Origin of the sequence: Pedobacter hiemivivus, assembly GCF_005144565.1 — a bacterium.
GTDB lineage: Bacteria > Bacteroidota > Bacteroidia > Sphingobacteriales > Sphingobacteriaceae > Pedobacter > Pedobacter hiemivivus.
Genome location: NZ_SWDX01000002.1, coordinates 851085 through 865437, shown reverse-complemented (window position 1 = coordinate 865437; position 14353 = coordinate 851085). Strand labels below are relative to the sequence as shown.

At 40.8% G+C, this 14353-nt stretch carries 11 protein-coding genes; 4 read left to right on the top strand and 7 right to left on the bottom strand.

The features are described from left to right. Positions 1–10 precede the first annotated feature (10 nt). Positions 11–1441 carry a RagB/SusD family nutrient uptake outer membrane protein gene (locus FBD94_RS07055; protein WP_136879631.1) on the top strand — a complete coding sequence of 477 codons (1431 nt, stop codon included), beginning with the start codon at positions 11–13 and terminating at the stop codon, positions 1439–1441. 10 nt (positions 1442–1451) lie between these two features. Then, positions 1452–2966 (top strand): TlpA family protein disulfide reductase, encoded by a 1515-nt coding sequence (locus FBD94_RS07050; protein WP_136879630.1) that lies wholly within the window; start codon positions 1452–1454, stop codon positions 2964–2966. A 66-nt stretch (positions 2967–3032) separates the two neighbouring features. Here FBD94_RS07050 and FBD94_RS07045 read toward each other — a convergent pair whose 3' ends face one another. The 7 genes from FBD94_RS07045 to FBD94_RS07015 form a co-directional block, all read right to left on the bottom strand. After that, positions 3033–4226, bottom strand: coding sequence for a TlpA disulfide reductase family protein (locus tag FBD94_RS07045; RefSeq protein ID WP_136879629.1), 1194 nt, complete (start codon positions 4224–4226; stop codon positions 3033–3035). A 3-nt stretch (positions 4227–4229) separates the two neighbouring features. Further along, a complete protein-coding gene (locus FBD94_RS07040) occupies positions 4230–5744 on the bottom strand; it encodes a PKD-like family lipoprotein (RefSeq protein ID WP_136879628.1) in 1515 nt (504 codons plus the stop codon). A gap of 4 nt (positions 5745–5748) precedes the next feature. After that, on the bottom strand, positions 5749–6543 hold the full coding sequence (locus tag FBD94_RS07035; RefSeq protein WP_136879627.1) for a DUF4843 domain-containing protein: 795 nt from the start codon (positions 6541–6543) through the stop codon (positions 5749–5751). A gap of 17 nt (positions 6544–6560) precedes the next feature. Next, on the bottom strand, positions 6561–7979 hold the full coding sequence (locus tag FBD94_RS07030) for a RagB/SusD family nutrient uptake outer membrane protein (RefSeq protein WP_136879626.1): 1419 nt from the start codon (positions 7977–7979) through the stop codon (positions 6561–6563). Positions 7980–7995: 16 nt separating this feature from the next. Continuing rightward, on the bottom strand, positions 7996–11442 hold the full coding sequence (locus FBD94_RS07025; RefSeq protein ID WP_136879625.1) for a SusC/RagA family TonB-linked outer membrane protein: 3447 nt from the start codon (positions 11440–11442) through the stop codon (positions 7996–7998). A 177-nt stretch (positions 11443–11619) separates the two neighbouring features. After that, positions 11620–12723: a FecR family protein gene (locus FBD94_RS07020; RefSeq protein WP_136879624.1), complete on the bottom strand. Its 1104-nt coding sequence runs from the start codon at positions 12721–12723 to the stop codon at positions 11620–11622. 75 nt (positions 12724–12798) lie between these two features. Then, the gene (locus FBD94_RS07015; RefSeq protein ID WP_136879623.1) at positions 12799–13383 is read right to left on the bottom strand and encodes an RNA polymerase sigma factor; all 585 of its coding nucleotides are present in this window, start codon (positions 13381–13383) and stop codon (positions 12799–12801) included. A gap of 128 nt (positions 13384–13511) precedes the next feature. Between FBD94_RS07015 and FBD94_RS07010 the strand changes: the two genes are divergently transcribed. After that, the gene (locus FBD94_RS07010) at positions 13512–13841 is read left to right on the top strand and encodes a DMT family transporter (RefSeq protein WP_136879622.1); all 330 of its coding nucleotides are present in this window, start codon (positions 13512–13514) and stop codon (positions 13839–13841) included. Positions 13842–13921: 80 nt separating this feature from the next. Then, complete coding sequence (locus FBD94_RS07005; protein WP_136879621.1) at positions 13922–14329, top strand: helix-turn-helix domain-containing protein; 408 nt, start codon at positions 13922–13924, stop codon at positions 14327–14329. Positions 14330–14353 lie beyond the last annotated feature (24 nt).

Sequence of the window (14353 nt, the reverse complement as noted above, 5' to 3'; positions counted from 1 at the left end):
AAGCATAAACATGAAAACAATATATAGATATATCGTGCTGGCCATATTTATCGTGAGTAGCCATGCATGTAAAAAAGAACTTGGTGCTTTGCCAAAAAACGCCAAAGTTGATGCCAATACGATTTTGGATCAGGGGACCGCACAAATCGCGTTAAATGGTGCTTATTACCGGTTTGCCAACGCAACAGTAGTTAAAACAGGTTGGCAAAACCATCAGATCATCCCGCCAATGTTAGCCGGCTACATGGGCATGTACTCAAGTGTTTTACCCGAAGAAGAAAACCGTAACGACAGGTCGAGCAGCTCATATTGGGCAGAATCTTACATCGTACTAAATGCTGTAAATGGAGTAATTAGTGGGGTGAAAGCTTTACCAGATGAGAAGTTTACCGGAAATCGTAAAAAAGAAATCATTGCAGAAGCACATTTTTTAAGAGCATATGCTCATTTTAAATTGCTTACTTTTTATGGAGAGTGGTATAAGCCGGAAAGTTCAGCAGGTGCCTTGTTAAGGGATGAGTTATCTAGCCTAAGTAACATCCCCAAAAAGAGAAGTAGTGTAAGCGAAAGCTATGATTTTATCCTGACTGACCTCGATGATGTCATTGCGAATGCACCCACTACCAATCCAAATCATTATGTAACTAAATGGGCTGGCATGGCCTTAAAAATGCGTGTATTGATGAGCAGAGGTACTTCGACAGATTACGGAACCCTAATTACCTTGGCTAATTCCCTGATCCAAGATAGCCCTTATAAGCTTGAAGCCATAGCAGAAGATGTGTTTCATAAAAATGGATTAAGCAGTAAGGAAGTGATACTTGGCATTAAACCACAGGCTAACCAGGAAAAGGAAACTTATAGTACCAGTGCGCAATACTGGCCTGGAGCATCGTCATTGTATGTGGCTAGAACAGCATTAAAAACAACATATGACAACGACCCACGCCAAAGTTGGATCATCGGCAGTGTGAGACCAAGACCAGCTTACTATTTCTTTACCAAGTACATGAAGGAAAACGGTGTATCTTCCCCCCTTTCGGAAACTTATTATGCGCTGCGGTTAACAGAAGTATATCTTTTAAAAGCAGAGGCTATTGTACGTTCGGGCGGAAGTTTAGCTGATGCAAAAATCGTGGTCCACCAGGTACAAGAAAAAGCAGGAATAACCCTTACGGCTAATAATACTCATTACAACGCCGTTGAAAATGCGAATACTGCTCAGACCTTATTGGTAGAAATATATAAAGAAACGGTAAAAAGCTTGATCGCTGAAGACGGAATGGAATGGATGGCCCTGCTTCGCTTGCCTTTTGAGACGGTAAAACAGTTTAAACCGACCATTACCAATCAAGTACAATACATTTTGCCGATCCCTAAAGATGAGTTTCTATACAACCCAATTTTCGGCGATCAAAACCCTGGATATTCAAAAAATTAAACGATAAACGATGTTTAAAAATATAATAAGCGTTATGGTGCTGCTATTACATTTATCGGCAGCAGCCTTCGCACAAGCCCCCCCTCAACTAGATAAAACCGCCTTGCAAGCCTGGCAGGGTTCCATAAAGGACCTGACAACTCGCGAAAATGAAATTTACTCGGCCCTGAAAAATGCAAATGAGGCGCAGGAAGAAAAGCTCGAACTGGAACTGAAAGCCCTGGCCGATAAAAAACTGCAAAGAAAGGCAGCTTATGTTACAGCTAATCCAAACAGTAGTTTCAGTGTGAGCCTGGTCAGTGATGAACTACTCTTTATGGGAAACTATGAAGATGGTACTCTGCTTTTCAGCAAGCTAGATGGGGCAATCAAACAGAGCCCAGCTGGAAAAAAAATTGAAGAAAGGCTCTCAATTTTAAAACGAAGCGCTATTGGAGAACAGATGCTTGACTTTAAGCAAAATGATATGGATGGCAAACCGATGAAATTTTCAGATTTTAAAGGAAAATATGTACTTGTTGACTTTTGGGCCAGTTGGTGTAAGCCATGCAGGGCTGAAAATCCAAATGTGCTTAGGGCTTATGAGCAATATAAAGATAAAGGGTTTACCGTTTTAGGTATTTCTCTTGATGACAAAGCTGAAAGCTGGAAAAAAGCTGTAATGGATGATAAGATGCCATGGCCCCAGGTGTCAGATCTGAAAGGTTTTAAAAATGAAGTATCCACCTACTTTGGCATTCAGGCCATCCCAAGTACGCTGCTGATTAATCCTGAAGGTATAATTATCGCCAAAGACCTTAGAGGAAAAGCATTACATAGAAAACTTGCTACATTATTTAAAACAGCAGAAAGCGATAAGACGCTAAACGATTCTATCAGCAAAATGAAAAGGCCTGAACGTTTAAAGTGGATCAGTGATTATATCACCAGACATCCCGAATCAGCATCCGGTGCCTATTTCCTCAGTGAATTCCTCAAATTTGATTATCAGACCACTTTGGAGCAAAAGGAGGAGTTGTTAAATAAATTTACTGCTGCGGCAAAACAATCAGCATACTACATTCCAATGGCAGCAGCATTGAGAAGGAAAAAACAATTGCAACCGGGTAATATGGCACCTGATTTTACTTTGCTACAGGCAAATGGCAAACCGCTTTCACTTTCTTCTACCCGAGGAAAATATGTATTGATCGACTTCTGGGCAAGCTGGTGTGTTCCCTGCAGAAAAGCCATCCCTCATTTAAAAGAAGTATATGCGAAATATAAGTCAAAAGGCTTTGAAATTATTAGTTTGTCTGGAGATCAGATGGATGGCAGCTGGAAAAAGGCCCTGGAGATAGAAAAAATGCCATGGCTACAGCTTGTGGATGATTTTCCTGCTAAATTTTCACCATCCCGGGTTGGTAGTATGTATGAGGTGAACTTCCTTCCTTTTTACGTATTACTTGATAAAACAGGAAAGATACTGGTCTACTCTGGAAATGAAAAAGAAGTGGAAGATAAACTGGAAAGCTTGCTAAATTGATTTCTTTCAATTTTAAGATTAAATAGAAAAAGCGGCTATGCCGCTTTTTCTATTTAAAAATCTCTTTTATTTTTCGGACAATATCTGGGCGACCATATCGTCCAGATCTTTTGCTTTTGCTTCGCTGCTACCTACAAATTTCTTGATGATAATGCCATTCTTATCGATCAGTATTTTAGTCGGATATGCCTTGACATTATATTTTTCGGACACAGATAGTTTTCCTATTTCTGTCTTATTATTTAAGACATTGAGCCAGCTCATCTGATCCTGATCCAATGCTACTGTCCATTTTTTATAATTTTCTTCGGGCTTTCCGAGTTCATTCGCGACACCTAGAATCTCGAATCCCCTGTCTTTATATTCCGCATATAATTTGCGCAAGTGTGGATGGGTTTGGCGACATGGAAAGCACCAACTGCCCCAGAAATCAAGCAATACCAGTTTACCTTTGACTGAAGCCAGACTGACTTCTTTACCATTTCTATCTTTTAAGATAAAATCAGGAGCTGCAGCACCAAGGGCCGTTACTTTTGAGCTTTCTATACGTTTTGCATAGGCCTGTCCTTCATCTGAAGCTTTTATTTCTGGTTGGAACTGCTTAAACAAAGGTTCTATTTCTGCTGGTTCTAAGATCGATTGGGTATACTCCCTTAGCATGTCCAGCGCGATGCAGGATTGTGGATGGCTAAACAGGTAAGCTTTCTTCACTGAATCTATCTGGCCGTCGATTTTAGACCTTTTCTTTGTATAGTTGGCTATCCCAATGCTATCTTTATTTTTATATGCCGGATCACCTTCTTCTTTATAAGCTTTACTGTTCGCAGCATAATATGGATCTAATTTAGTCTTCAGTTCTTGCCTGTCGTCATCAGCCTTTGAGCCCTTAACGATCGTGCTGTTTAGTTTTTGTGCAGCATTTGCACTGAGCTTTCCTTTATCCATGTAAAACTCATGGGCATAATCTTTTAGCATGCGTGTACGTGCATAATATGTTGCTACACTATCCGCAACTTTTAGCTGAATTATTGCTATAGCAGGGTAAGAGATTAGGCCTTTGAAGGTATAGCTACCATTGATCAATTTTGTGCTGTCTTTTATCTCTATGCCATTCTGTTTAAATTTCAAATAAATGGTTTGATCTACGGCACGCTTGTAATCAAACACCTGACCTGTTAAGGTGAAAGGCTTGCTCATCTGTGCGACGCCAAATAATGGCGCAAGCATAAGCGCAAAAACGTATATATATTTACTTTTCATGGGTTATCTTTTTTCTTTATAGAACATGCTTATTATTTTTGCAAAGCCCGAATAGGTTTTAACGGGGCTGCCCAATGCTCCTGTTGGAGAGACATCAAACTCATTTATTTTTCCTTCGGCTCCGTTATAGGTTGATACATACAATTTACCTGTTGTTCTCAGAATCATATAAGAGGTACTGAACTCTGCTACCCTACTGACAGAGAACTTCATATCCGTAATTTGTTCAGTGGTGGCACCTGTATAAACTATTGTTGCGGTATTGGACTTATAATCATATACCATTACATTATTTCCGGAAACATAATAAATATGTGGAAGTTGTGTAGAACCGGCAAAGATTGTCGCACCGCTCATTTCTGCAGATATAGGAATCTCTGCAGAAGCTGCCGCTGCTTTCTGTATACCTATTGGATAGATCTGATAGAAATACATTTTTCCAGCGGCATCCTTCATTAGCCAATTGTAATAAGCATACTGGTTGGAGTAGCAAGCATATACACATTTTTTATTTACGTTATTCGGATCAAATGCTCCGGGACTTGACATATCGGTACTGTAGGTATTCAATAGGCCTACACTGCCACCGGTAAACCAAAGAAAACGGCCGTATTTCTGATCATAACAAATGAAATTTGCTGTAATAGCAGGGGTATTTGCTTTCCCTCCGCTTGTAGAGGTAATGATGAAAGGCGCTACCTCATAATCGCCAAGCAATGCGCCATCAAAAAAGGGCGTACTCGCACTTGGTGAACCGAATTGAACTTTACCATTCACTATGGCGTAAATGGCATTTCCGTTAGCATATCCCTGAATTGCAGACAGCTCTACCGGTGCAGATGGAGGGATAGCTAATAGTCCGGAAAAAGGACCCGCATTCTGATAAGTTTCAGGATCCAGTTGCATAGTAGTCCTGCCAGGAGCAGATACAAACACGTAATATGGTTTTTGTATCTGCTCGCCTGATTTGTAGTAAAAACCCGTCAACTGGCCTACGGGCGTCGGAAGATAGCTGCCTTTGTTAGCCTCACTATATAAGTTTCTGTAAATTTCCCCGTCAAACCCCAGATGGCTGATGTCACCTCCCTGTGGTTTTTCTTCCAGTACGACAATACCACTTCCAAACCTAGATGTAATCGTAACGTGGGTTTGAACCGTCGAAGTTATATTCGTACTGACATCTTTTACTACATACATTAGTGTGTAACCACCCAATGGTGCATTCATGGCAACCTTCAGGTCTTTTTTATCAGAAAGAACAATTTTAGGTCCAAAAGCATCGCTAAACATATACCAGCTATAGGTATACGTACCACTGGTAACATTGTCTTGTGTCACAGTTGGCTTAATACGAAGTGTATCACTCAGCAATATATCTATATTTGTTGCTGTGCTCAACGCAGTAATTTCAATTTCATTGATTGGTTTTAAATCATAGTTGCTCTTGTCTTTCATGCATGCTGCAAGTAGCATGGAAAGCATCACAACGCTTAGTAATGATAATATATTAGATTTCATTTTCTTATAGTTTAGGGAAGGTAACCTGATTGCCTGTTTCGTCGATCATTGGCCCATTTATTTTTTCATACTCATATAGTGCTGAAACAAGTTTGGCATAATAAATATACATCTGTTCTAACGTAGGGGCTTCAGCACCATCACGAGCCCTCGGTCCCCAGACTATTCTTCCTGTGATGTCAATTATGTATCTGTATTTCGTGGCACTATAGGTTCCAAAAAAGAGTTTAAACCAACTACCTGTGGCATCCCAGGTATCAGGTTTTAAAAGCTGATCACTCAATTTGATCAGGTAACCGGGCACATACGTACCGGCGGGTTCTCCGGAGAATGTACTATTGGTTTTGGTATTCATAATTTGGAGTGGAAACTCAGCGCTGGTCACAATTTTCACATACAGCCTTACCTGCTTCGCTTTGAGGTCTGCTGTTCTTTTTAGGAGAATAGGAACCCTTCCGATGATCTCATTTGCTTTAATTTTGGTCTCCAATATTTGATAGTGTATCCCGGCAAGCGCCGTAGTTAAACTTTCGTCCACTTTTAGCGGTACTGTACGGTCTACCGGAGACATGTTACCCGAAATTTTTACAGGAATGTAGATGGTATCTAACATCAGTGTACTGGCCTTTTCGGCAAAGGAATAGCTCGTGCTGTCTTTAACCCCAATAAATTTTTCCTTGTCAATATAAATACCTGCCTTATCTTCATACCTCAGTTCTTCCTTTTTGCAGGAAGCCATGATGATCAGCAAGATGATGGAGAGGAATTGAATTTTATGAATGTGAAATATAGTTTTCATTTTTCGTTGCTTTAAGGTTATCTGTTACCAAATTCAATTTCAGTGTCAGGTAGTGGAAACACGTAGGTGGCGGCGGTCATAGTTACTGCCGACCTCGGAACTGGAAGTGTTCCCAAACGTTTGTAGTAGAAGAACAATTGTCCTTCGGCATAAAACTCTTTGATGTACTCTTTAGCAATTTCCTGCATTCTGATCGGCTCAGTAAAAGTGGAAGTCAATGCTGGCAGTCCACGATTTATCCTGATTTCGTTAACCAGGGTTCTTGCTTCAGTAAGATCCGTGGTAGCTTCAGCGGCGATATAATACATTTCTGAAAGCCTGATTAAGGGTGCCTGATTGCTGAGCTGTAGATTGGTAATCCCATCCTGCCAGAACTTGCTGCTATACCCGAATCCATTAAATGTTCTGATATGATATAGGTAACGGTAATCGGTAGAACCCGCCTGAGCAATATCAAATACCGTATTCATCGTTGCAGTGGTCAGGAAGAAAGTAGAACTCTGGAAAGTTGTATTTCCTTCCAGACGGAAACGGATGTCTACAAGCGCTTTGGTTAAAGGCAAATTCAGTGCAAACACATGCTCGGTAGAGAAGGTTCGGTCCTGGTTGGCCGTCAGGTTAAAAGTATTACGGTTTACGAAGGGGAACTTTCCGGAAGCGATGACTTCTTTTGCATATTGGAGCGCCTTTACTTTATCGCCTGCGTACAGGTAGATCCGTGCTTTCAGTGCTTTTACTGCCCAGTAGTTAAAATGATTACGTGTATAGTTGGTAAACTCGTCGGCACTTGCCTCTGTGTTGTATACAATTTCCGGATATACGGATAACAGTTGTTCTGCTTCGTCCAGATCTTTCAAACAAAGCGTAATGACTTCGGAAGTGGTGCTTAATGGGCTTAGCTCTTTGCTAAATGTTTTAATATATGGAATGGCTTTTACTGAACCTCCATTTACAGGAACAGGTCCGAACATACGCAGTAAATCAAAATGCATGTATGCCCTTAAACCCAAAGCCTCACCTTTTACCAGGTTATAATGGTTTTTCAGGAATATACCTTTGGCCTGGTCTACGTGGTCAAGGATATTGTTTACCCCACCTATGGCTTTATACATATTGCCCCATATCGTTGCTATGGTTAATTTTACCACAGGAGCTGTATAATTGTATCTGGCATGTTCGAGCATGGGATGACCAGTAGCGGTGGTTTGATAGTTCTGTCCCATGGCACTGATGGTGGTCATCGTCAGGTTGTCTGCATAGAGCCCAGTCCCCATTTGCAGGTAAGAGCCCAGTAAAGCCTGATTGAATCCCGCTTCGGTACTGAACATTTCGTCCTGAATCACCTGGGTGCCGGGTTTTACATCAAGCCATTTTTTGCAGGAGGAAATCCCCGTTGCAAGGAGGCAGAATAGTAAGATATATAATGGCTTTTTCATAAAGCTATAGTTTTAATTAAAATATACTTGTGGATATGTTGAAAGTAAAGTTGTGTGCAAATGGATAGTCCAATCCACGCTCCCTTTTGATTGTAGAGATCTGGAAAGGATTTGCGATATACAGCTCCAGCCTGGTATTGGAAAGGCGCGCTTGTTTAAGCCATTTCAAATGCTCGGGAAACTGGTAGGTAAATGATACCCTTGAGGCCTCAATCATATATTCCTTTTGTACAAATCTTGAGGTTGCGAGTGTACTTTCCACTACAGCTTTACCATCCGCACTACCGATGATGCCTTTAAAAAAGGTTTGATCTCCAGGTTTTTTCCACCTCTCGCTGGATACCCGGCGATCTAAATTGTAAGTGTTGTCGGCATTCTCTATACGGTCTACCAAAGTCTGGTTATACAGATCAGCTCCAAGGCGGTAGGTCATATAGATATTAACCCCAAAGCCCTTGTAATCCACCCCTGTGCTCAGTGTTCCGGATACCCGTGCCCTGGTATCACCTACGGCAACTTTGTCGTTGGAATCCCAGACATAAGTTGCGTTGCCATTTTTATCGAGGAAAATCTCCTGTCCATTCGCCGGGTCAATGCCCAAACTTCTAACTACATATAATGCTGTTAATGACTGGTTTTCCTGGTAATAGCTTTTCGGCTTTTTCCTGTTTACGTTGGTTAAATCTTTGTCTATCTCATTGGCTGCATCATTCAACTTCCGCAAGGAATTTGATATCTGAGTAATGGTATTTTTATTTCCATATGCCGATAAACCAGCCCTCCAGTAAAAAGCTTCTTTGGGCTTTTGGATGATATTGACATTGACACTGCCCTGCCATCCAATGTTCTTCAATGCACCTGCATTTTCCTTATAGCTGCTGAAGCCCAATGAGGGTGGAGTCGTAATGTCGAGTATGAGGTCGTTGGTCGTATTATAGTAAAAATCACCGGAGAAACTGATCCGGTTGTTCCATAACGTAGCGTCAACGCCGGCACCCCGTTTTAAACTTTTTTGCCAGCCCAAAGTTGAGTTTCCGTATCCAACCAGGTAAGCACTCAGCTGGTTGAGGTAAAACTGATCGGCATAATAATTATAGGTACTTAATGCCATATAGGGAGGAAAGTTCTGATCCCCTGTGGTACCTACAGAACCGCGGATTTTAAGGAAAGAAATGAATTTTACATCCTCCATGAACTTTTCACGGTGAATATTCCAGCCCATCCCGGCCGACCAGAAAGGAGCCATACTTCTATCTTTTCCAAACTGTGATGAAGCATCCAGACTGACAGAAAAATCAAGCAGATACTTGTTGTCGTAAGCATAGTTGGCATTCATTCTTCCGCTGATCAGTCGACTGATTCCCTGGCTTCCAGAAGGCTTTGTTGTTTCCGGATTGTATTTACTGGCAAATATCAATTCTGCTACCTTCTCATTAGGAAAACCTATAGCTGAAGTATTGAAAGTTTGCTCTTTTCCCTCGGTAGCATTTATACTTCCGGTAAAGAATACCAGGTTTTTTTTCCATGTTTTCCTGATGTCAAAACCCAGATTGGCATCTATCAGATCTGTTTTACCTGTGCTTTTATCGTATCGTCCGCGTTCTGTAATGGGCTTCGATTCAAAAGCTGTATTTTTTGCCGATAAGTAATAATCTGATGAAGTATTGTTATGTGTATAACCTACCCCGCCCATGAAGCGCAGCCAGTTTAACGCAGACCATTCAAATCTGAAATTATTGGTAAAACCGAGCTGTTCATTAAAATTTTTACCGGGCAATGCTGCATTATATAAAGGATTTCCATAGGATGCGTATAGCACTCCGGTACTGTTTCTTCTTGGTTCACCGAGAAATCTGGCAAACTGCCCGTCCTCATCATATGGCGACCAATACTGGTTCAGTTTTGTATAATCTGCAAAACTGCCATAAGGACTGTTTGTTCCCTTTACATTATTGATGGTCAGATCGTTCCCAAATAACAGTTTTGAATTGCGATAAGTAAGGTTTACACCACCGCTTATGCGATCACGACCCGAACCTTTCATCACTGCCACATCATTGTTGCTGCTCAGGTTTATTCCGTATCTCACGACCTGATCGCCACCTTCAAGATAAAGAGAATGGCTAGTGCCGTAGCCTGTCTGCAAAGGTTGAGACAGCCAGTACGTATCTACCCCGCTGGTTACGGCTTTCAATCTTTCGTTGTATTCCGCATCGCGCAGTGTTTGCAAATATGGCCATGTCCCACTATCCTTATAAAAGCCAACCTCTTTTTCGAACGCCAGTTTTTCAGCAGCATTCATCAGGTCATAACTGCTCAGATCGGGGGCGGTTACCGTAATGCCACCGCGATACGAAATTCTTATTGAACCTTCTTTAGGTTGTCGGGTATCTATGACCACCACACCATTACTAGCCCGTGAACCATAAATCGAAGTTGCTGCAGCATCTTTTAGAATCGTAATGCGCTCTACCCTATTCATGTCCAGGTCAAAGATTCTTTGCAAGGTTACCTGAAATCCATCCAACACAAATAAAGGGGCATTTGGCTTGTCGCCAAATACATTTCTCAATGTGGCAGTAGAGGTTGGACTAGTATTCTGGTCAGGAAAATTATTCTGCCCCCGCAATTCTATATCAGGCAATCTGTTTGGATCTGAACCTAGACTGATGTCTTCAGGGAGTCTGAAAGAAGGGTCTAGAATACCAATTGCTGCGAGAATATTGGAAGGAGCTACTCTTTTTAATTCTTCGGCGGTGATGGTTTTTGCGGATCCTGTGAAGTTTTCTACCGGTCTTTTGTAAATACCGGTTCTCACAACCACCTCATCCAGGGAGTTGTTCTGAAGAGAAAGCCTGATCACTACTTTTTTTGTTTTCGGATCTATTTTATAATCCCGGGATTCATAGCCGATATAGTTGATACGCAGCACTTTTACCAATTCAGGAACGTTCATAGAAAACCTGCCATTCTTGTCTGTATAAGCTTTAATATCAGTGCCTACAGCAATGATGGTCGCGTTTGCTAAAGGAATCTCTCCATCATCTGAAATTACAGTTCCTTCAATCTGCCATGCCCGTTGATCAATCAGTTCAGCACTTAAAACAATCTTTTTGATGACGATGGTTTTGTCCTCCACCGTATAAGCGAGTGGCTGATTCCCCAGGCAGATCCTTAAAACCTCATTTATTGAGGCTTTTTTGACATGAATGGTGACGGGATTTCCAGATTTAATAAGACTTGCATTGCCAATAAAATCATATCCCGTTTGATCCCTGATTGATTTAATGATCTGCTCAAGCGGGGCATTTTTCTCATTCAAGGTAATGGTTTGTGCCTTGGTAGCGGCACTTACCTGGACTAAGCATAAGGTAATTATGAGTACGGTTAATTTCATAATACGCAATAGTTGGTTGTTTATATAGCTTCCGTAATCCGGGCTATATAGCTGATAAAATTTCATACATTTGTTTAGTTGGGTTTATTTCCCACGATATATTATAGCCCCAATGGAGCATATACACATTTCGTGGACAGTTGAATTTGTTAGCACAATTTTTATACGGGTGAATCCAATACTGCCGGATTCCGATGCCTAGTCGGATTCCGGTTTTTTGTGATTGCCGTCTGGAACGTAAAATTACTTCATGACAATCACCCTCCTTCCTTCAATTCTAAAATGGACACCACCTGATTCTTCTAGCAGCTTAATAACGGTAGATAAGCTTTTTGAGCGGGATATAGACCCAAGGAAAGACATCGGGGGCAACTTATCCTGGTAATAAATTTCCACATTATACCACCTCGATATTTTACGCATCGTGCTTTCCAGATCCTCTTCATTGAAAATGAAAAGGCCATTTTTCCAAGCCAATTCCTCAGTAACGTTAACACCTTTTACAGTGATGCGATTGGATGCCGCTAATATTGATTGTTGGTTTGGTTTTAATAGCGTTCCATTAGTTCCATTTTTTGATCTGACTTCTACCGAGCCTTCTTCCAAAGTGGTGAGTGTAGTTGGGTCATCTGCGTAAGCACTAATATTAAAATGCGTGCCCAGTACCTTAACCTGCTGTTTAGTGGTATTTACAATAAATGGATGGGCTTTATTCTTCGTCACTTTAAAATAGCCTTCGCCATCCAGCTCAACAACTCTATCCAATGCTCCTAAAAATGTTGAAGGAAATTTGAGTGTACTGGCTGCATTTAGGGTAACGATGGTACCATCCGGTAGTTCAACATTATATTGTCCGCCTCGGGGTGTGCTTATGGTCAAAACTTCAGCACCTTTCGCATGGATGGCCTCAATATTTGAGCCGTCATTATAAACCAGTTGCTGACCTTTAATTGACACCCCTGATTTCACATCACTTAAGTAAATCTGTTTACCATTGGCCAGCCTTATGATTGTTCTGTTTCTACCGGGTTTGATATCAGTTGCATATTCAGCTTTAGAAAACATTTTACGATCACTTGAAGTATTAAAATAATAAATGCCCATACTTAGCATCAATGCTACAGAAGCGGCGATGCCAATCCTCTGCCAGGACCAGCTACGTGAGGATTTTGGTTCTAAAATAGACCAAACTTCAGCTTCAACGGCCTCGTAATCCGGTTCCGGAAGTTCGTCCTCTTTGTTGCTCGCATAGTTAATATACCAGCTCTCAAGTATTTCTTGCTCCTTTAAAGTTGCTTTCTTAGCCAGATATTTTTCAATCAGTTGGTTCGCTTTATTATAGCCCATACTATTTGTATTGATGCATTATTATAGTAAAGACACTTCAGTAGGTGCTCTGCTGTATCCGAATTAAAAATAAATTTATAAAAAGGGAAAAGCGCTGTGAAAATTGGCCGAACCGAGTTTTTTCCGTAGGACCTTTAGGGCATTAGTCATCTGGGTTTTGACCGTTAACTCTGTAGTACCCATAGCATTTGCGATCTGCTTGTAAGACAGATTATCATTTCTTTTCATTAAAAACACTTGCTGCATACGCTCAGGTAAGCGAGCAATCTCTTTTTCTATAATTTGGGAAAGTTCACGTTCTCTGATCTGATCATCAGTTATATTTTCTCCCTGCTCAATAAATGTCTCCAGGGATGCCAGATGTTCGTTAGCTATTTTGTTTTTGCGGAAAATATTAAGAATCTTATTACGTACAGCAGCATAAAGATAAGCTGCTAGTGAGCCCGACAGTTCTAAACCTGGCGCACGTGACCAAAGCATTAAAAAAACATCCTGTACCACATTCTTTGCTTCTTCATCGTTCTGCAGCATTCTACGTGCATGTTGATAAAGTAGTGACCAATAACGTTTGTAAATCTCTGTATACGCGAGTTTATCCTGCCTCAGGATCAGTTGCCCCAGCATTTGGTCAGTTAATTCACTGTAATCCTTCATGTTCATTCCCTGGCGCAATTTACAGAAATTTTATAGCAAAGGAAATTACTGAAGTTCTACTTTCATTATTTAACATATGTAAAGTCCAGTAACTATTGAAATTGTTAATTTTGCGGTACAAAAAGAATATAATTATGAACTGGATCATATTAATACTAGGCGGTTTTTTCGAAGTTGGCTTTACACTATGCCTAGGTAAGGCAAAAGAAGCTGTTGGCAACATCATGTATGCCTGGTATGCAGGTTTTGCGGCCTGTTTATTTATAAGCATGTATTTACTGCTAAAAGCTACGCAAACCTTACCATTAGGTACAGCCTATGCAGTATGGACAGGAATTGGCGCAGTGGGTACAGTACTGATTGGGATTCTGGTGTTTAAAGAACCCGCAACCTTTTTAAGGATGTTCTTTATAGCTACATTAATCGGGTCAATTATAGGGCTTAAAATGGTTTCATCGCACTAAAAATAATATCCCTCTTAAGTTTTTGCCGATGCACAAGTAGATTAATATATTATTTTTGCTAAAACATAATAGTTGTAGATATGAAAGTTCCTCAAAAATTCTTAGCCCGCCAGCACGAAATAACTGCCGATTTTTTGAGCGCGTTAGATATACATCTTGATGATATCGTATCTGGAAGAGTTAACGAAATGTTTGAGGTTAGGGATTTTGCAGAATTGATCCATATCCACCCTACTCATTTAAGCAACACGATCAAATCGGCTACAGGACATTCGCCCTGCTATTTCTTTGAGGCACGTTTGATAGAAATTTCAAAATCCATGCTACAGCAGCTGGATGTCCCGATTGCGGAGATTGCCAGAACGCTAACTTATGATCCATCGAATTTCACCAAGTTCTTTAAACACTTTTCGGGGCAAACACCTAAACAGTATCGCCAAGTTTATTTCCAATCTTTATCACACCATACGGAAGAAGCAAACGTATAATACTTAAACACTCACCGTTTTATC

Bases quoted from the DNA above. Each gene is read 5' to 3' on its own strand.
- FBD94_RS07055 (WP_136879631.1), top strand. From the start codon at position 11: ATGAAAACAATATATAGATATATCGTGCTGGCCATATTTATCGTGAGT.
- FBD94_RS07050 (WP_136879630.1), top strand. From the start codon at position 1,452: ATGTTTAAAAATATAATAAGCGTTATGGTGCTGCTATTACATTTATCG.
- FBD94_RS07045 (WP_136879629.1), bottom strand. From the start codon at position 4,226: ATGAAAAGTAAATATATATACGTTTTTGCGCTTATGCTTGCGCCATTA.
- FBD94_RS07040 (WP_136879628.1), bottom strand. From the start codon at position 5,744: ATGAAATCTAATATATTATCATTACTAAGCGTTGTGATGCTTTCCATG.
- FBD94_RS07035 (WP_136879627.1), bottom strand. From the start codon at position 6,543: ATGAAAACTATATTTCACATTCATAAAATTCAATTCCTCTCCATCATC.
- FBD94_RS07030 (WP_136879626.1), bottom strand. From the start codon at position 7,979: ATGAAAAAGCCATTATATATCTTACTATTCTGCCTCCTTGCAACGGGG.
- FBD94_RS07025 (WP_136879625.1), bottom strand. From the start codon at position 11,442: ATGAAATTTTATCAGCTATATAGCCCGGATTACGGAAGCTATATAAAC.
- FBD94_RS07020 (WP_136879624.1), bottom strand. From the start codon at position 12,723: ATGGGCTATAATAAAGCGAACCAACTGATTGAAAAATATCTGGCTAAG.
- FBD94_RS07015 (WP_136879623.1), bottom strand. From the start codon at position 13,383: ATGAACATGAAGGATTACAGTGAATTAACTGACCAAATGCTGGGGCAA.
- FBD94_RS07010 (WP_136879622.1), top strand. From the start codon at position 13,512: ATGAACTGGATCATATTAATACTAGGCGGTTTTTTCGAAGTTGGCTTT.
- FBD94_RS07005 (WP_136879621.1), top strand. From the start codon at position 13,922: ATGAAAGTTCCTCAAAAATTCTTAGCCCGCCAGCACGAAATAACTGCC.